Origin of the sequence: Bradyrhizobium sp. Arg237L (assembly GCF_029990105.1) — a bacterium.
Classification (GTDB): Bacteria; Pseudomonadota; Alphaproteobacteria; order Rhizobiales; family Xanthobacteraceae; genus Bradyrhizobium.
This window is the reverse complement of record NZ_JAQMIL010000076.1, coordinates 1-18,567: the sequence shown is the minus strand read 5'-3', so window position 1 is coordinate 18,567 and position 18,567 is coordinate 1. Positions and strand designations below refer to the sequence as shown.

Sequence of the window (18,567 nt, the reverse complement as noted above, 5' to 3'; positions counted from 1 at the left end):
TCATTGCGAGGAGCGATAGCGACGAAGCAATCCACGTCTCAGCAAGCCGTGAGATGGATTGCTTCGCTGGCGCTCGCAATGACGGACACTCACTATTTGCCGCCTTCCTTCGCCACTGGCGCAGCGTCCTTTGCCGGCGGCATATCGGCTTTCTTCTTCAAGTCCTCGTCCATCTTCTTCTGCGCAGCCAGCAGATCATCCACGCGCTTCTGCAAGGTCGCGGATGCACTCTTGAGGCTTTCAATCTGGCGATTGGCGGCATCGAGCTTCTGCTGATGATCGGTCACAAGCTTCGTGATCGTCTTCTGCAGGAAGTCGACGTTGCTCTGCAGGCAGCTCGTGCGCCGCTCCCAGGTCTTCTCGACGGTACAGATCTCGATGCCCGGAACATCCTGAGCTTTAACTTTGGTGAATGCCAGTGTGCTGGATACAAGCATCACGAACACGGCGATCATCATCTTAACGTTCATTAAATCCTCCACGCGCTCACGGCAATGTGCGCAAAGCGCGGCGACATCGTCAGAGATACCACACTGTAACCGCATTCCGGCGTTGTCCTCCACTCATTGCGGGGTGCGGGGGGCATTTGGGAACTCAAACGTTTCCACGCATCGAAAGTGGAGAATAATCAGATGGCAACGCGCGAAAAGCGACTGGCGCAATTCGATGGCAACGGCGAACCTCCGCCGAACGAGATCGTCGAAGTGCTTTGCGAAGATCAGAGCGGCACATATCAGTTGCCGTTCGCCTGTCGCTTTATCGACGGTCATTGGCTCAATGACCAATCCGGCGGAACAGTCGAGGCGACCGTGATTGCCTGGCGCTTTCCTCGCGTAAAGCAAACAGGCGCAGCTTAGGAGACCACAGAAGAGTTGTTATCGGCTTCTGCTCCGCGAGAGACGCGGCGCTCACACCGAAGCAAAGCTTGCGAGAGGGACGAAGGCTCATCCCTCTCGCACCCGCTCTGTCCCAAAATGCAACGGGAGAGTTCACCGCCTTAAGGTTCGGAACGCCGGTGGAACGAAGCGCGTCCGAATCAGTGATGAAGCGCCGTACGCTGTTGTTCACGGCTAGATGTCGGTGCCAGTCCGAGCCGGCGCACCACATGCAGGAGAACAATCAGCGGCCGCAGCCAACGGCCAACCACAAAAGTTAATTCCTCCGGAGACGACATGATCGGTCACTTCCAAGGCGTCACCGACGGCACCTTCTCGGTGGCCGGCGGCATATCGACGGTCTTGAAGTCCGCCGGGCTCACGATCTCCAGATATTCCATGTCCGGTGAGTAATCGAAGAGGTAGTGCACGATACCCGGCCGCTGATGCACGACATCGCCGGCCTGCACCAGCGTCGGGTTGTCTTCGTACATGAAGCGCGCCCAGCCCTTCATCATGATCACGATCTGAAAATCGCAATCATGGCGATGCCAGCCGGTGCCATCCTCGGGCGGGCAGTCGGGATTGGCCTTGACCAGATGGCAGATCACCTGGCCGCCGGTGGCATCGGCTATGCCGAGATCGCGGTAGAGGAAGAAATCGCGCAGGCCCCCGCCTTTGAATACGGTATCGCCTGGTTTGACATGAGAGAACTTGCTGACAACGGCATGCTGGTTCATTTGAAGCCTCCAACGTTCTCGATCGCGAGAGCGCGGCTACGCAAGGCGTCCAAATTTTCGGCAGCGTCGCATCGTCGCGTTCACAGCTTGATTGGTGCCATGCGAAATCCGCGCCAGTCGCGCTGCGGTGCGGCGATTTCTGCAGATATCGCTGGCTAGGCGGACGAAGCGTTTGGAACCAAGCCTGAATTTGAGTCGAGTGATTTTTTGCGACGCAACCACCGCTCCCCTGCCGCTACGCGCGCGCGGCTTCCGTGGCACGAGCTTTAGGCAGTACCTGCACCCTACCTGAGCCCGCTGAACGCGCAGCCGGCAGGCAGTACTGCCTAATATTCGACCTCCAGCTCCTCGACATCGGCGGGCTCGGCCTTGGCCGCCTCGACCCACTCCCGCACCTCCGGCATCGACATAATGGTCTCGGCATAGGCCGCAAGCGTCGGCTCGAGCTTGACGTCGTAGGTGATGAAGCGGGTGACGACCGGCGCATACATCGCGTCCGCCATGGTGCGGCGCTCACCGAACAGGAATGGCCCGCCGGACGCTGCGAGGCAGTCGCGCCAGATGGTGCAGACCCGGTCGATATCGGCCTGCGCGCGCGACCAAATCTTGAAGCCGGGAAAATGGCCTTTCAGATTGACCGGTAGCGAGGCCCGCAGCGTCGTGAATCCGGAGTGGACTTCACCGCAGATCGAGCGGCAATGTGCTCGCTTTATGCGGTCTTCCGGCAACAGACCCGCATGCGGCATGATCTCGTTGAGATACTCGCCGATCGCCAGCGTGTCCCAGACGGTAGCGCCCTCGTGGCGCAGGCAGGGCACCAGGATCGACGACGATAGCAGCAGGAGTTCCGCGCGCGCCGACGCGTCATCTGGAGCGGTGATCACCTCCTCGAATTCCAGCCCCGCGAACTTCGCCAGCAACCAGCCGCGCAGCGACCATGACGAATAGTTCTTGCTGCTGATGGTCAGTGTCGTTGCCATAGAGCCTTCCCTCACGCCTCAACGTCGACCGCACGGACTCAAAGCCTCCAGCCTATCCTTGCGGATATCGCCCCTGCTCATTGCCTGAGCGCCGAGTACCCAAGCAGCAAGCCACGTGCCAATTTCGAGGGCGGTTCGACTCCGCTTTGGCTTCGATATTGCATAGCAACACCGGGCAAGGGCGGTCGCGTATGATGTCAATGTCAATGATGTACCAAGCCTACCAGAATCACATGGACCTGACGGCACCATGGCGCACGGGGGCGGCGGCGGCACTTAGATATATTAATCTGGTACCGCAGGGGGTCTCGGACCGGTTGTTTGGCCGGCTTGCGGCCGCACTCGAACTGATCTCGCGCTCGACCCTGACCTACACCCGCCCCGACTACGGCATCGGCAGCGTGAAGGTGGGCAATCGGGAATTGGAGGTGCGGGAGGAAGTCAGCTACGCCACGCCGTTCGGATCGCTCCTGCACTTCAAGAAGGTCGATGGGCCCGAGCACCCGCGCCTGTTGCTGGTGGCGCCGATGTCCGGTCACTTCGCGACGCTATTGCGCAGCACGGTCACGACGCTGCTGCAGGATCACGACGTCTACATCACCGACTGGCACAATCCGCGCGACATTCCGCTCGACCAAGGCCGTTTCGGGCTCGAGGATTACACCGACCATCTCATCACCTTCCTCGACAAGCTCGGCCCGCGCGCGCACATGGTCGCGATCTGCCAGCCCTCGGTATCGGCACTGGCGGCAGCGGCGATCATGTCGGAGGACAATCACCCCGCGCGTCCCGCATCGCTGACCTTGATGGCCGGGCCGATCGACACGCGCATCCAACCGACCAAGGTCAACGAATTTGCGAAGAGCAAGCCGATAAAGTGGTTCGAGGACAACCTCATCAACTATGTCCCGATCCAGTGCCGGGGCGCGTTCCGAAAGGTCTATCCGGGCTTCGTGCAGCTCACCGCCTTCGTGTCCATGAACCTCGAGCGCCACATCAAGCAGCACATGGACCTCGCCAATCATCTCGCCAAGGGCGAGAAGGAGAAGGCAAACGTCATCAAGACTTTCTACGATGAATATTTCGCGGTGATGGATCTGCCGGCCGAATTCTACATCGAGACCGTGCGCGACGTGTTCCAGGAGCATCTGCTGCCCCAGGGCAAACTGATGCACCGGGGGCGGCCGGTGAATCCCGCTGCGATCAGGCGCATGGGCCTGATGACGGTCGAAGGCGAGCGCGACGACATCTGCTCGATCGGGCAGACGCTGGCGGCACAAGACCTCTGCACCGGCGTGCGCGGCTATCGCAAGGTGCATCACATGCAGGCCGGCGTCGGCCATTACGGCGTGTTCAGCGGCAAGCGCTGGAACAACGAGATCTATCCGCTGTTGCGCGACTTCGTGCACGTGAATTCGTGAGCTGTTCGTCATTGCGAGCCAACGGGTCGCGCGAACGCGCGCCCGATGACAGGCTCCGCGAAGCAATCCATTTCTCCACGCGCGGAGGCATGGATTGCTTCGTCGCTATGCTCCTCGCAATGACGGCTGGAGACCCTAGCCACTCAACTCCGCACGCAATAGTCTACCGGGCACGACGACCCCCCAGAGAATCGTCCCGGGAGAAACAACCATGCGGCCCTCCGCGACTTTCCGCAGCTTCGCCCTTGCCTTCATCGGCGTACTCTTCCTCACCGCCTCTGCCTCCGCCGCCGAAATCCGCGTGATGATCTCGGGCGGGCTGACCGCCGCCTACAAGGCCCTGGTGCCCGAATTCGAGCGCAGGACCGGCCACAAGGTGTCGACCGCCTATGGACCGTCGATGGGAACCACCGTCAACGCAATTCCGGTGCGGCTCGCGCGCGGCGAGCCCGCTGACGTACTCATCATGGTCGGCTACGCCCTCAATGACCTCGCCGCGCAAGGCAAGGTGATAGCCGACAGCCGCGTCGAACTCGTCAAATCGCCGATCGGGATCGCGGTGAAATCAGGCGCGCCAAAGCCGGACATCAGCTCGGCGGATGCCGTGAAGCGCGCGCTGCTCGCGGCAAAGTCGATCGCCTATTCCGACAGCGCAAGCGGCGTCTATGTGTCGACCGAAATGTTCCAGAAGCTGGGCATTGCCGAGGCGATGAAGGATAAAGCAAGGAAGATTCCGGCCACGCCGGTCGGCGAGATCGTGGCCAAGGGCGAAGCCGAGATCGGCCTCCAGCAGATCAGCGAGCTGAAACCGGTCGCCGGCATCGATATCGTCGGGCCGCTGCCGGATGAGCTGCAGAAGATCACGGTGTTTTCCGCCGGGATCGCCAGCACCTCCAAGGAACCCGACGCCGGACGGGCGCTGATCCAATTCCTCGCATCGCCCGACGCCCGCGCTGAACTGATCAAGAGCGGACTGGAGCCAATCTCTTCCAGCACCACGCACTAGGGCGCAAGTGCATCACCTGCTAGGGTGCCGCAGCCTGAGTGCATGGCCCTGCTCTACGCACGCCGGTCATCAGTTGCGCCAGTTTCTGCTGATGTCGGCTTTGACTTTTTCGGGCAGGGGTACGAATTGCAAGGACCGGGCCGCATCGTCACCATGCGCAAACGCCCACTTGAAGAACTGGAGGGTGGCGTTTGACGTTGCGGTTTTGCTCGAACTTCTCGGTACCAGGACGAACGTGGCGGTGACGATGGGCCAACTCTGTTCTCCGGGCATGTCGGTCAGATCCACTGCATAGTTCGGCACGGTCCAATCCGCGTTTTCGGCGGCGGCGGCGAACGTATCTCCGTTCGGTACCACGAATCGGCCAGCCTTGTTCTGGATCTGGACGGTCGAGAGGTGATTGGCGACCACATAGGAGAGTTCGGCATAACCGATGCCACCAACCGTCATTGGTATCGTCGAAGCCGCACCGTAGCTGCCTTTGACGCCGGCGCCGACCGGCCAGCTGAGTGTCATGCCAACCCCCATTTTGTCCCGCCATGCGTCGCTGTTCTTTGCGAGATATCGGGATATTGCGTAAGTGCCTCCTGATCCTCCCGCATGATAAAGAAGCGAGATGGCAAGCTTGGGCAGAGCGACGCCCGGGTTGAGCTTCGCGACACGTACATCATCCCAAGACTTGATGTTGCCCATGAAGATGTCGGCGAGAACGGGAGCACTGAGCCGGAGTTGGCCGGGCGCAACACCGGGGATATTGACGACCACTGCATACCCGCCGACAACTGTGGGAAATTGCAGGATATCAGCCTCCCTAAGCTTGCTGTCCTCCATGGGAACATCGGAGGCGCCGAAGTCCGTCAGCCCTTTCAGCACCTGGAGCTGCCCAACGGAAGATCCCGACGGCTGGTAGTTGATCGCGATGCCGGTGCTCGGCTTTTCCTGCTCGGCCCATTTGGTGTAGATCGGAGCTGCGAAAGCCGAGCCGGTTCCAACGACCGCAATCTCAGCATGACCGGCCCCACACAATGACGTCGTCATCGCGAGCGCCATCAAGCCAATTCGCAGTGTGCGCATGTGCAGTCTCCTATGACTGAATTCGTTCGGATGAAGATTGAGGCTCATTCGACACCGTTTAGGGCGAAGTCGAAGATGTCATAGTTGCGCAGCACGCCCCTTTCCGCTCGCTCCCAGTAATCGCGCTTGAGTGGACGAGAGAGGAGGAACGGCACGCGCTGCTCCCCGAGACCACCATGGGAGCGCAAGCGATGATTGCCGAGCGCCGACAAGTCATGGTCCTGGCGGCGCGCGCCTATCGCTGTGCCGCGGTCCGAAAACACGGCGAAGTCACCTTCGCGATCCGGCGGCAATTGGTATCGCTCGCACACGGTCGCCCGATTCAGGACGAGCTCTACGCCGGGCAATGACCGCGCATAAGTCATCATGGCCTTGATGTCGCCAGCCCTAAGCAGGTGAACGCGCACGAAGCCGCCCAGCGCCCCGTGGTGGCGAACGAATGGATCGGCGATCGGGCAGATCACCCTGACGGTTCCCGCACCGAACTTCTCGTTCAGCGCGTCTTCGAGGTAGACGACATTCGGCTGTCCATCTTCACCCGACTTATCAGCCATGCCGTGATCGGCCGTCAGCGCGACAGTTGCACCGAGTTCGATCATGCGAGCAAGTCGCCGATCCACCTCAGAGTGGAAGACATTGGATTCGTCGTCACCGGGCCCGTATTTGTGCTGAACGTAATCGGAGGTCGAAAGATACATGAGCCCGGGCCTTGCCGTTTCCAACAGTTTGAGCCCGGCGTCCAGCGCGAAAAGCGAAAGGTCGGCGGAGTACTGATCCGGCTTGCCGCGCCCGACCATTTCTTCGCCGCTCTTGAACCCGAGAGCCGTGAGGTCGGCGGTGTTCGGGTGCTCGGACGAGAATGCGATCCCTTCCATCTCGTAGGCGAGCACTTTGAGGAGCTTATCCTTGGCGGTAAACACCGCAGTTTGCACGCCGGCTTTGCTCATGGCACCGAGAATGGTGCCGCATCGCAGTCTCCTGGCGTCCGTCACCATGATTTCTTCGCCGGTTTCGGCGTTGAGATAATAGTTGCCGTTGATGCCATGTATCGCGGGCGGCACGCCAGTGACGATGGACGTGTTGTTGGTGTTCGTCGTCGTTGGCACCGTGGCCAGCGCCGTGCCTACGTAACCTGCAGACCTGAGCACGCGGATTGTCGGCAAGGTGCCGTCCGCGATTCCCTTTTCCATATATTCAGGGTCGAATCCGTCAAGGCAGATCACGACAACGGGCCGCTTTGGCATGACATAGCTGCGCCCGTTTGCCTCGATCAGGCACTGAGAAGAGTTGGCTGTTGACGTCTGTGCCATGCTTGAAATCCCGGTTGCTGTCGTTGACGACTGTAATTTCAGCTTTTGACCCGCTCGATATGCCGAAAATATGTGAGAATCCATCGAATAAGCCGCACCAAAATGTGAGAAAAAGTCGTAGGTTATCGGTGTGGACAAACGGATGAAACCGGAGAGAGGGGAGATCGGAGTGAAGGAAAGAGAATTGCCACTCGTCGCCCTTCGGGCTTTTGCGGTTGCGGCGCGCAGCGATAACTTGAGCGCGGCGGCCGAAGAACTGGGTGTCACCCATGGGGCCGTCAGCAAGCAGGTGCGATCGCTCGAAGATTGGCTTGGACAGCAGGTCTTCACACGCGAGGGCCGCGGACTCGCACTCACGCCTTATGGAAAAGTCCTCGCTGAGCGCCTCAGCCAATCATTCCGGGACATCGATGCGGCCTGCCAATACGTCAGACGTCATCGCAGTAAAGCCGTGCTCGCTGTCGAAGCGCCCTCGACGTTCGCGATGTACTTCCTGATGCCGAGATTGAAACGCTTCGAGACCAGATATCCTAACGTGGCAGTCTGGATATCTACACGGATGACGGGACAAACGCCGGACGTCTCGTCTAACGATCTGCTGATAACGAGGGGAAATACCGATCGGGTCGGCTCTCATTCGAAAGGGACGACGGCGCTTTTTGAGGAAAACCTCACGCCGGTTTGCAGCACGGAGTTGTTAAAAAAGCGCCCCGTGAGGAAGCCGGCAGACATTCTCAAGCATCCGTTGATCACTTCGGCGACGCGCCCCGGCCATTGGGAGGCGTGGCTGCAAGAAGCAGGCATCCGCGATTACCTTTTCGAAGGCGGTCACCGCTTCGACCACATGTTCGTGGCAATGCACGCGGTCCGCGAAGGTTTTGGATCCATTGTCGCCCCCAGAGAGTTCTTTCCAGGCCAGGCACAGTGGAAACTTCGATGCCCTCTTCCTGGTCTCGCCGTGAGGGGCGAAACGTATTTTGCAAACCCGACTTTGAGGGCGGATCCACGACATGTTGACCGCTTTGTCGATTGGCTAAAGGAAGAGATGAAAAGGTGATGACAGATCGGTCCTTACTTGGGCAAGTGTGGAACCTGAAAACGATGCGCACCATAGGCGAGCAGCAGAACCAGGGCGAGCGCCAGCACGAGCGTCGTGCATTTCCAGAACAACAGCGGATTGCGCTCGATCAGCGGGGTCGATGACGTCGCAAGATATTTTGCGTTGGGATTGCGGAGGTCGAACAGGAACTCCGACAGGCTGTCGTATCGCTTATATGGATTGGGATGCACGGCCCTCTCCATCGTTCGATCGACCCAGACAGGGATATCCGGACAGATGTGCGTGGCTGGGCCGTAGCTGAGCTTGTTGAAGTCCGATCGCGTTCTTGCGCGGGCAACCTGCGCGCCATAGGGCAGTCTTCCCGTCAGCATGTGATAGGTGACAGCGCCGAGCGAGAACAAGTCCGAGCGCGGTGTGCCCGGCTCGCCCAGGAAATATTCCGGGGCAGTGTATTGCTGGGTGCCGAGAATGTCGTTGCGGTCGTCCGACGGCGCCGCCTCGACCACGCCGGCGATCCTGGTCGAGCCGAAATCGATGATCTTCACCGTGCCGGTCTTGTCGATCATGATGTTGTCGGGCCTGATGTCCTGGTGCAGCACCTCCTTCCTGTGGAAGGCGCGGATGCCCTTGGCGATCTGCTCGACGATGCCGCGCACCGTCTCGAGCGGCGGCTTGGGATTGTCGATCATCCATTGCCGAAGCGTCTGTCCATCGATGAACTCGGTCGCAATGTAGAGGTAGTTGCGCTTGCGTGGTGGCGACCAGGGTTTCAGCACATGCGGGCTGTCGATGCGGTTGGCGACCCATTCCTCCATCATAAACCGCTTCAGATAAGCGGGATCGTCGCGCAGATCGATCGACGGAATCTTGATTGTCACGGTGGTGCCGGCGTCGTTATCGACGGCGAGATAGATGTGGCTGCGGCTGCTGCCATGCAGTTCGCGCACGATGGTGTAACCGTCGAACGCCATTCTGGCTTCCAACAGCGGCGGCAACGGCAACTCGCTCGGTTGGCCGAACGCCTCGCTGGCGCTGCTCTCCGGCAGTTCGTCGATACGCACGATCTGGACGGTGAGATTGTCCTGACTACCGCGCTCATAGGCCTGCTCGACGATCGTTTTGGCCGTCTTGTCGAGATCATCGGCGCCGTCGACGATCGCCTTTGCCAACTGGCGCGGCGCGACATGCTCATAGATGCCGTCGGTCGCCAGCAGGAACGTGTCGCCGCGCTCGAGCTTGAACGACTGGTAGTCGATCTCGACCTGCGGATTTACGCCCAAGGCACGGCCGAGATAGCTCTGCACCGAGGACAGGACCACGCGGTGGTCGGTGGTCAGTTGCTCAAGACCGTTGCCGGCGAGGCGATAGATCCGGCAGTCGCCGACATGAAAGATGTGCGCGGTGGTCGACTTGATCACCATGGCGCTCAGCGTGCAGACATAGCCCTTGTCCTTTTCGTAAGGATTTTGGCTGCGCCTGGTCTGCGCATGCAGCCAGGAATTGGTCGCTTCCAGCACGCGCTGCGCCGAGGTCTTCACCGACCAGGATTCCAAGGTGCAGTAATAGTCGGTCAAGAACCCCTTGACGGCCGACTCGCTCGCGATGCGGCTGACGCTGCTGGAGCTGATCCCGTCGGCGAGCACGATCGCGATGCCCTTCAGGCCGAGCAGCGGCTCGCTCGGCATCAGGACGCCATGGAAATCCTGATTGGTTTCCTTGCGGCCCTTATCGGAACACTGCCCGACCGATATTTTCAAATGGCGCGACATCGCGAGGTGAGGAGGCAATGGGTCTCTCCGCAAGGAGAGACCCATATGCGCGATCAGATCAAGCCGCGAGGCGCTCGCGCCTCGGCGCTGTCTTCACGTGAGTGGCGTAGAGCGTCAGCCCGGTGAAGGCGAGACCGCCGACGAGGTTACCGAGCACGGTCGGAATCTCGTTCCAGATCAGATAGTCCATGATCGTGAACTTGCCGCCGAGCAATAGCCCCGAGGGGAACAGGAACATGTTCACGACCGAATGCTCGAAGGTCATGAAGAAGAACAGCATGATCGGCATCCACATCGCAATCACCTTGCCGCTGACGGTGGTCGAGATCATGGCGCCGACCACGCCGGCCGAGACCATCCAGTTGCAGAGCATGCCGCGGACGAACAACGTCAGCATGCCCGCCGCGCCGTGCGCGGCATAACCGACCGTGCGGCTTTCGCCGATGGTGCCGATGATCTGGCCGACCTTGTCGGGCGGCGAAGAGAAGCCGAAGGTCGAGACGATCGCCATCATCACAGCCACGGTGAAGGCGCCGGCAAAATTGCCGATGAACACCAGGCCCCAGTTGCGCAGTACGCCGCCGAGCGTCACGCCCGGCCGCCTGTCGATCCAGGCCAGCGGCGACAGCACGAATACGCCGGTCAGAAGATCGAAGCCGAACAGATAGAGCATGCAGAAACCGACCGGAAACAGCGCCGCGCCGACGATCGGCACACCGGTCGATACGTTGACGCTCACCGCAAAGGCCGCGGCGAGCGCCAGGATCGCACCTGCCATATAGGCACGGATCACCGTGTCGCGCGTCGACATGAAGATCTTCGACTCACCCGCGTCCACCATCTTGGTGACAAATTCCGAAGGCACGAGATAGGCCATTCAAGTTCCCCTTATTCGCAAAACCAAGGGCACCACGGTTTGGCCGCGGCGCTGATACGAAGGATGAGTGGCCGTCCTGGACGCGCGCCGAACCTGCGGCGCGACAGGAATGAGATTCCTGCTGCGACGCTGCGGTTGGCGGAGCCCGGTTGGAACAGGGATGTGGGTGGCGTCTTTAACGACTGCTCGCCGCGCCCTAAGAAGGTCGCTTTGATCCCTGCGCCTGCAGCCAACGCTGGCCTAGGCGATCCGGAGGACGGCAGTCGTCATTGACTGGGGCATCCAAAAGCAATCGATGTGCCAACAGCGGTCTTCGCCGATTGGTGCCTGGAATTACAGGGACTTTGGCCGTTGTCGCTGCGCCGGCTTGGCGAACGCCATGCCGCCAATTTGGGCAAATTGCCCATATGGCACGCACGCTGAGGACTGGATGCTTATTTGGTCTGCGTCCGGATCGGCGTGTCCTTGAGCCCGTTGTTGTCATAGGCCTTGCGCAGCGTGCCGTCGGCAGTCGCTTCCGTCATGAACTTGCTCGCGAAGGCCGCGGACAGCGGATGATTTAGCGGGACCGCAACCGCAGTCACCGTCTGCTTGAAGGTCTCGTCCAGCACCCGCGTGCCCGGAATTTTCTTCGCCATCGCATTGAGCTGGTCGCGTGAGAGTGCGAACGCGTCGACCTCGCCGCTCTTCAGGAGACTGAAGATCTCGTCATAGGTCTGATAGCCCGTCACCTTGGCGTTCTTCAGGTGCGCAATAGCGCCGCGCATGGTTGTGGTGTTGTTGACGGCAGCGACCTTGACGCCCGGCTGGTCGAGGCTTGCGAAATTCGTGACCGTCGAGCCCGGCCTGACGATGTAGGTTGCATCCGCGACTTCATAGATCGGGCCGAACGTCATCCTGGTTTCGCGCTCGGGATCCTTGGGCAGCAAGGTGACGTCCCAGGTGCCCTTCGATGCCGCATCGGCGATCTGTCCGGAATTCTGGTGCACGACATATTCGATGGGCACGCCGAGCTGCGCGGCCATTGCCTTACCGAGATCGACCGGCACCCCGGCATAGCCGGTTTCGGTCTTGGTGCACCAGAACGCGCCGCCCGCCGGGCTGATCGCAATCGCGACGCGGAGCTTGCCGGTCGGCGCGATCTCGTCTTTCAGCGCGTCGGCACTGGCCGGGGCGGCCATCATGGCGACCGCGACAACAAGGCCTGTGATAAGCGGCAACTGGCTGGGCATTGGCTTCCTCCACGCCAGATCTGTGCGCCGAGTCTGTCGCTACAAATTCATCTGACGCGGATCGTGATCTTCTCGGAGACGACCGGCGGCTTGAAGGGATAGTGCTTGGCATCGCCGAGCACGAGCTGCAAGGTATGTTTGCCGGGCGGCAGCTCGATGCGCGCTTCGGTCTGGCCGGCACCGAAATGCAGGTGGGACTTGTCCGATGGGATCGGCTCGTTCGGATTGAGCGGCTCGTTTACGTCGATCAGCAGATGGTGATGACCGGCGTTCGCATAGTCATCGCCGGCATGGGTCACGCCCATGTTGCGCAGGCCGAAGCGGGCCCAGAATGCGCCCTTGATCGTAGCGCCATTCTGCGGCCAGACAAAATACAGGACCGCATCCTTCGGTGCAGGCTTGTCCTGCGCGTGCACAACGTTCGCAAGCGACGACAGGACAGCCGAAATCAGAAGTGTACGTGCAATTCTCATTGCCCCCTCACCGATCCAAATACTTTAAGGCGACAGCGCGACCCGGAACCCATGGGTCGGATATCGAACATTGGTGTCGTAATTATCGCGGTTGGCCGGTCGTACATAACGCGTGTCATTCTTCCAGGAGCCGGAGCGGAGCACATGGGACGTGCAGTCTCCGCCAAGCCAGGGTGAACCGTCGGCCGGGGCCCCCTGATAGTTCTTGTGCCAGCAATCCTCCACCCACTGGTCGACCCCGCCGCCCATGTCATGCAGCCCGAATGGGTTGGGCTTGAAGTTGCCGACCTTGGTCGGCTGCTCGGCGGCTGCGCTGTCGCCGCAATCCTTGCAACTGGCCACACCCGGCTGCATCTGCTCGCCCCACCAATATCTGGTCTGCGTTCCGCCGCGGGCAGCAAACTCCCATTCGGCTTCGCTCGGAAGCCGATAGGCCTTCTTCGTGACGTCCGCGAGCCAGGCAACGTATTGCTTGGCATCGCTCCAGCTCACATTGGTGACCGGCGCCTCGTCCTTTCCGGTCGCCGTGAAGCCGCACACCTTGGCGGCAGCGCACGCGTTCCATTCGCGGACCGTGACCGGATATTTGGCGATGGCGAATGGCTTGATCGTCACCCTTCGGATCGGCCGCTCCGACGCATCGTCATTGCTGCCCATCGAGAAGCTGCCGCCCTGAAGCGCGACCATCTCGGGCTCCCGCGCGGAAGGCGTGGGAGGCGTCGGGGGCGTGACCGCGGTGACGGCCGGGCTCGCGGAAGGCTGCAGTTGCGGTTGCGCCGTGGGACTGGCAGCGGGAGCTGCCGCCTGTTTCGTGGCGGGTGCCGGCTCAGTCGCCTTCGGCGATGCCACGGGCGCCGGCGATGCCGCTGGCGCCGGCGTCCGCAGCGCCAGCTTTTCGCTCCGCGGTATCAGCAAGGACCAGAGGATGCCGCCGGCGATGATCGCGAGCGTGATGCTGAGCAGGAAGATCAAGATGTTCTCGCGCCGCCGGCGCGTCCGCTGGAAGGCCGCCGCATCCGGCAGCACGCGATAGACCCGCACCGGATCGGTGATGTTCTTGACCTTGCGGTCGCCGAGCGACTCGTAGCCGCACACCAGCTTGTGCTTGATCTGCTCGTAGATGCCACCGGAGATGAAGACCTGCCCCGGCTCGGCGATCCCTTCAAGGCGCGACGCAACGTTGACGCCGTCGCCATAGATATCGTCGGGCTCGATGATGACGTCGCCGAGATTGACGCCGATCCGGTACTCAATCCAGTAGTCCCTCGGTACCGCCGCGTTGCGGCCGACCAGGTTCTGCTGGATCACGATGCTGCACCTGACGGCTTCGACCGGACTGTCGAACATCGCAATGAAGCCGTCGCCGGTCGTCTTCACCAGCTTGCCGTGATGCTCCACGATGGTCGGCTCGATCAGGTCGCGCTCGATCCGCTTGACGCGGTTGTGCGTGCCCTCCTCATCGAGCTGCATCAGGCGGCTGTAGCCGGCGATGTCGCCTGCGACGATCGCGGCAAGGCGCCGCGGCGTCGGATCACCCGGCGGCCGCTCGTGCCTACCCGACTTGAAGTCGCGAATCTCACCCATGGATCGGTTGGGCTCCAAAAACCGCAAATACAGCGTTGAGGCGCAATTAGCCTCAGCCCCCGAAACCTAAAGATCTACCCATAAAGAGCCTATCACACTCCTCACCCGGAACAAGTTTGCCAGATATTGTGCGACGCATGAAGTGATGCAGTTCACACAGCGATCAACCTTGCGTGTCCGCGACCAAATATCCCCAGCCTCAATTCACCTGCGGTGCCGGCGTCCTGATCTCGCGGGGCAGGATAATGGCCGCCGCAATCGCCAATAGACAGAGCGCGGCGAACGCACGCAGCATGGTGACGAACCCGCCCTGCTCATAGAGCCAGGCGACCAGCCCGACCGAGGCGCCGGCCGCGGTGAAGCCGACGAAATAGCGCACCGCATAGGCGCGCGAGCGCCATTCCTCGCTGGTGTACTTGCCGACCATGGCGTCGTTGACCGTAACCTGGCCGAAGGCGCCCATCACGATGCCGATCGACACCAGGATCAGCGGCAGGTCCGACAGCGTCGCTGCCAGATAGAGGAACGGCGCCAGCATGAAGGACAGTGGCAGCGCCACCGTCTTGAGCGAATGGTGGTCGAGCAATTTGCCGATCGTATACTGCGTCATCGCGCCGAACACATAGACGCTGGCTGCGATCACGCCGAGCAGCGCCGGGCTCCTGGTCAGGTCGGCGAGCCGTTCGGCGAACAGTTTCGGCAGCGCCACCGTCACCGCGTTGAAGGTGGTCGAGATCGCGATCACCACGATCAGGAGCGCCAGGATCACCCGCCACATGTCCTTCTTCGCGACGCGCGCCTGGGCTGCGGCCTGCTTGGTGCCCTTGCGATCCTCATGCACCACGCTGAGCGCGAAGACGATGCCGAGCAGCACGGTGAGGACGCCGGGAATGATGAAGGCAAAGCGCCAGCCGAGATACTGGCCGATCACACCGGTGGCCAGCGCCGAGGAGGCGACGCCGAGATTGCCCCAGACCCCGTTCAGCCCCATCTCGCGACCGAGCTTGTCGGCATAGGACACGATCATGGCGGTGCCGACCGGATGGTAGATCGAGGCGAACACGCCGATCGCGAACAGCGCCGCGCCAAGCTGCAGAGGTGTCTGCACGAAGCCGACTGAGATCATGGACAGGCCGATGCCGATGAAGAAGATCACCATCATATGACGGCGGCTCCAGCGGTCGCCGAGCCAGCCTGTGAGCAGCGAGCCGGCGCCGAAGGCAATGAAGCCCGGGGTGGCGTAAGGCAGCAATTCCGAATAGGCCATGCCAAGCGCCGGCCCCATCACGATGACGGCGGCGGCGAAGATCAGCATCGAATAATGGTCAATGAAATGGGCGGCGTTGACGTAGGTGATCACCCGGCCGGGGCTGTTCATGCGTTGATCCTGTTTCGATCCCTTTAGAAGTCCTCTTGAGATGTTCCCTTGGGGAATCCTCTTGCTTTCCGAACTAGGTTATAGGGAGTTGTCCTGACGGGATGTCGCCAATGACTGTCGCCGAAACGCCAATTGCCGCGATCTTGCGGGGCCAGCGCGCCACCGGCGACGGCGTGCATCTGGTCGCGCGCCACTACCGGCGGGGCGTGCGGCTCGACACCCACATGCACCGCGAATCGCAACTGGTCTACGCCGCCGAGGGCACCATGCAGGTGACGACGCCCAAGGGCCGCTGGCTGGTGCCGCCGGATCGCGCGGTGTGGGTGCCAGCCCTGCTGGAGCATTCGATCGACGTGCTCGCCGACATCCAGATGCGGACGCTGTATTTCGAATTGCCGTGGCTGAAGCGCAACGCGCGCGGCAACAGCCTCGGCTCCGAATTCGTGGTGCGGATATCGCCGCTCTTGCACCAGACCATCCTGGCGCTGTTCGACAGACGGGATGATCACGAGCGAACCGCGCTTCTGCTGCAACTCCTCATGCTGGAACTGGACCAGGCCGAGGATTCCGCGACCTTCATTCCGCTGCCGCAGGAACCGCGCTGCCGGCGCGCCGCCAACATCGTCCTCGCCAATCCGACCGCCCCATATGAAATCGAGACGCTAGCGCGCGAGGTCGGCACGTCGGCGCGAACCTTGTCGCGTCTGTTCTCGTCGGAGACGCAGCTCAGTTTCAAGAGCTGGTACCAGCGCGCCCGCATCGCAGCCGCAATCGAACGATTGTCGACAGAATCTAATGTGTCGATCAAGCAGATCGCCTCCGACCTTGGTTATGCCAGCGTTCCAGCGTTCTCTCACGCCTTCCGTCAGGTGACCGGCAAGACGCCGACAGAATTTGCGGGCAAGGAATGAACGCGAGACTTCATTGGCAAGTCATGACAAAATGGTGTTCTTGATTATAGTCGGCAGGAACCTAAATCCTATGTAAGGTTCGGTGTAACCGGATTCGATCCCTCCCATGGCCAGTGCCTTTTTCTCCGACCTGCTTGCAACGATTTCCGAGCGCGGCCGCACGCTGCTCCGGCGAGGCAATTCGTTGGACGCGAAGCAGGACGCTTCCGAGCTTCTTGAATTGTGCGAAGCGCTGTTGTCGGGCCGCGGCGAAGCCTCCGGCACCGCCTTGGCGCGCGAGGTACTCGACCGCTATCACCATCTCGACGCTGCGGAGCGGCTGGCGTTCTTCCAGACGTTGTCCCGGGATTTCGGCCCTGACCGCGCCAAGCTGATGCAGGCGATCGAGGCCTGGCGCAAGGGTTCCGACGACGGCGAAGCCAGCGAGTTGCATTTTGCCTCCGAGCCGCGCCGGCAGGAACTGATCCGCCGGCTCAACCGCGCGCCGGGCGGCACCAGCGAACTGGTGGCGATGCGTGCGGATCTGCTCAACCTGATGAAAGGCAACAAGGACCTCGAGTCGCTCGATCGCGACGTCACCCATCTGCTCTCTTCTTGGTTCAACAGGGGATTTCTCGTGCTGCGCAGGATAGACTGGTCGACGCCGGCCAATATTCTGGAGAAGATCATTCGCTACGAGGCGGTGCATGAGATCCGCGACTGGAACGACCTGCGCCGCCGCATCGATCCCATCGACCGCCGTTGCTACGCGTTCTTCCATCCCGCGCTGAACGACGAACCGCTGATCTTCGTCGAGGTCGCGCTGACCGAGACGATCCCCGGCGCGATCGCACCTCTGCTTGCCGAGCAGCGCGAGCCGGTAGCGATCGAGCGCGCCCGCACCGCCGTGTTCTATTCGATCTCGAACACCCAGCGCGGGCTCGGCGGGATCTCCTTCGGCAGTTTCCTGATCAAGCAAGTGGTCGAGGAGTTGCGCCGCGAATTGCCGAAGCTCGACACCTTCGTGACGCTGTCGCCGGTGCCGGGCTTCATGCAATGGCTGAGGCAGGCGACCGACGCGCCGCTCTCCGACGAGGACCGGGTGCTGCTCGAAGGCCTCGGCAAGCCCGACTGGTTCGAGAATGCCGAGCTGGCCGTGCAGCTCCGCACCGTGCTGGAGCCGCTCGCCGCCTATTATTTCCTGAAGGCGCGGACGCCGAAGGGACGGCTGATCGATTCCGTGGCGCGGTTCCACCTCGGCAACGGCGCGCGACTCGAGCGCATCAACTGGCTCGGCGACCTCGCGCCGAAAGGCTTGCGCGAATCCGCCGGCATCATGGTCAACTATCTCTATCGCCTCGACGATATCGAGAAGAACCACGAAGCCTACGCCAACAATGGCGAGGTGATCGCCTCCAGCGCCGTGAAGAAATTGCTCAAGGGCGAAGGCCGCCGGCTGCTCGAGATGCGGCTGTCGTGACGGGCGCGGCGTGAGCGTCCGCTCCGTAGGGTGGGCAAAGGCGCTCTTCGCGCCGTGCCCACCTTCCAGCACTCCGCTCGTGATGGTGGGCACGCTTACGCCTGTGTTTGTTTGAACAACGGTGCAAGTATGCGCTTTGCCCACCCTACGGCAGTTGCGCGCTTGGCTTGTTCTCTCCCCGTCATTGCGAGCGCAGCGAAGCAATCCATTGCTCCACTTGCCGAGACATGGATTGCTTCGCTGCGCTCGCAATGACGGGGTCAGGTCCTGATTCAAATGTCAAACAGCGGAGAGGATATGAGTTCGCGTTCTCGCGGCACGAGATGCCCGAGCTTTGCGTCACTTTCCACCCTCTCATCGAACAGAGGGCGCAGGGAAAGCCGGGTGCCGGTTGCACCCATGGGTCCCGTGCAACAAA

17 protein-coding genes are annotated in these 18,567 nt (G+C 61.3%); 6 read left to right on the top strand and 11 right to left on the bottom strand.

Annotated features, from left to right (window positions below):
- Positions 1–92: 92 nt before the first annotated feature.
- A complete protein-coding gene (locus tag OZ411_RS34295; RefSeq protein ID WP_130580370.1) occupies positions 93–455 on the bottom strand; it encodes a hypothetical protein in 363 nt (120 codons plus the stop codon).
- A gap of 177 nt (positions 456–632) precedes the next feature.
- Here OZ411_RS34295 and OZ411_RS34290 point away from each other — a divergent pair, with 177 nt between their 5' ends.
- Entirely contained in the window at positions 633–857 is a 225-nt protein-coding gene (locus OZ411_RS34290; protein WP_130580365.1) for a hypothetical protein, read from the top strand.
- Positions 858–1,180: 323 nt separating this feature from the next.
- Here the strand turns inward: OZ411_RS34290 and OZ411_RS34285 are convergent, their stop codons facing one another.
- Together OZ411_RS34285 and OZ411_RS34280 are read right to left on the bottom strand one after the other, a co-directional pair.
- A complete protein-coding gene (locus tag OZ411_RS34285) occupies positions 1,181–1,615 on the bottom strand; it encodes a cupin domain-containing protein (protein WP_282531472.1) in 435 nt (144 codons plus the stop codon).
- 326 nt (positions 1,616–1,941) lie between these two features.
- The gene (locus tag OZ411_RS34280; protein WP_130580367.1) at positions 1,942–2,595 is read right to left on the bottom strand and encodes a glutathione S-transferase; all 654 of its coding nucleotides are present in this window, start codon (positions 2,593–2,595) and stop codon (positions 1,942–1,944) included.
- Positions 2,596–2,795: 200 nt separating this feature from the next.
- Between OZ411_RS34280 and phaZ the strand changes: the two genes are divergently transcribed.
- Both phaZ and OZ411_RS34270 read left to right on the top strand, forming a co-directional pair.
- Positions 2,796–4,016 carry a polyhydroxyalkanoate depolymerase gene (phaZ, locus tag OZ411_RS34275; protein WP_130580371.1) on the top strand — a complete coding sequence of 407 codons (1,221 nt, stop codon included), beginning with the start codon at positions 2,796–2,798 and terminating at the stop codon, positions 4,014–4,016.
- Positions 4,017–4,227: 211 nt separating this feature from the next.
- Entirely contained in the window at positions 4,228–5,022 is a 795-nt protein-coding gene (locus OZ411_RS34270; RefSeq protein WP_282531471.1) for a substrate-binding domain-containing protein, read from the top strand.
- A gap of 69 nt (positions 5,023–5,091) precedes the next feature.
- On the opposite strand, the gene pstS is transcribed toward OZ411_RS34270, so the two are convergent.
- Entirely contained in the window at positions 5,092–6,096 is a 1,005-nt protein-coding gene (pstS, locus tag OZ411_RS34265; protein WP_282531470.1) for a phosphate ABC transporter substrate-binding protein PstS, read from the bottom strand.
- Positions 6,097–6,140: 44 nt separating this feature from the next.
- Entirely contained in the window at positions 6,141–7,406 is a 1,266-nt protein-coding gene (gene phnA, locus OZ411_RS34260) for a phosphonoacetate hydrolase (protein ID WP_282531469.1), read from the bottom strand.
- Between the two features lie 169 nt (positions 7,407–7,575).
- Here phnA and OZ411_RS34255 point away from each other — a divergent pair, with 169 nt between their 5' ends.
- Complete coding sequence (locus OZ411_RS34255; RefSeq protein ID WP_282531468.1) at positions 7,576–8,463, top strand: LysR substrate-binding domain-containing protein; 888 nt, start codon at positions 7,576–7,578, stop codon at positions 8,461–8,463.
- A 14-nt stretch (positions 8,464–8,477) separates the two neighbouring features.
- Here OZ411_RS34255 and OZ411_RS34250 read toward each other — a convergent pair whose 3' ends face one another.
- The 6 genes from OZ411_RS34250 to OZ411_RS34225 form a co-directional block, all read right to left on the bottom strand.
- On the bottom strand, positions 8,478–10,235 hold the full coding sequence (locus OZ411_RS34250) for a bifunctional protein-serine/threonine kinase/phosphatase (RefSeq protein WP_282531496.1): 1,758 nt from the start codon (positions 10,233–10,235) through the stop codon (positions 8,478–8,480).
- Between the two features lie 58 nt (positions 10,236–10,293).
- Positions 10,294–11,112, bottom strand: coding sequence for a formate/nitrite transporter family protein (locus OZ411_RS34245; RefSeq protein ID WP_028166094.1), 819 nt, complete (start codon positions 11,110–11,112; stop codon positions 10,294–10,296).
- A gap of 434 nt (positions 11,113–11,546) precedes the next feature.
- Positions 11,547–12,344, bottom strand: coding sequence for an ABC transporter substrate-binding protein (locus tag OZ411_RS34240; protein ID WP_282531467.1), 798 nt, complete (start codon positions 12,342–12,344; stop codon positions 11,547–11,549).
- 47 nt (positions 12,345–12,391) lie between these two features.
- Positions 12,392–12,817: a DUF4399 domain-containing protein gene (locus OZ411_RS34235; RefSeq protein WP_130580369.1), complete on the bottom strand. Its 426-nt coding sequence runs from the start codon at positions 12,815–12,817 to the stop codon at positions 12,392–12,394.
- Positions 12,818–12,841: 24 nt separating this feature from the next.
- A complete protein-coding gene (locus OZ411_RS34230; protein WP_282531466.1) occupies positions 12,842–14,401 on the bottom strand; it encodes an SUMF1/EgtB/PvdO family nonheme iron enzyme in 1,560 nt (519 codons plus the stop codon).
- Between the two features lie 199 nt (positions 14,402–14,600).
- On the bottom strand, positions 14,601–15,779 hold the full coding sequence (locus OZ411_RS34225) for an MFS transporter (RefSeq protein ID WP_282531465.1): 1,179 nt from the start codon (positions 15,777–15,779) through the stop codon (positions 14,601–14,603).
- Between the two features lie 110 nt (positions 15,780–15,889).
- Here OZ411_RS34225 and OZ411_RS34220 point away from each other — a divergent pair, with 110 nt between their 5' ends.
- Both OZ411_RS34220 and OZ411_RS34215 read left to right on the top strand, forming a co-directional pair.
- Positions 15,890–16,690, top strand: coding sequence for a helix-turn-helix transcriptional regulator (locus OZ411_RS34220; RefSeq protein WP_282531464.1), 801 nt, complete (start codon positions 15,890–15,892; stop codon positions 16,688–16,690).
- A 106-nt stretch (positions 16,691–16,796) separates the two neighbouring features.
- Positions 16,797–18,149, top strand: a complete 1,353-nt coding sequence (locus tag OZ411_RS34215) for a malonyl-CoA decarboxylase (protein WP_282531463.1) — start codon at positions 16,797–16,799, stop codon at positions 18,147–18,149.
- The last annotated feature ends 418 nt before the right edge of the window (positions 18,150–18,567 follow it).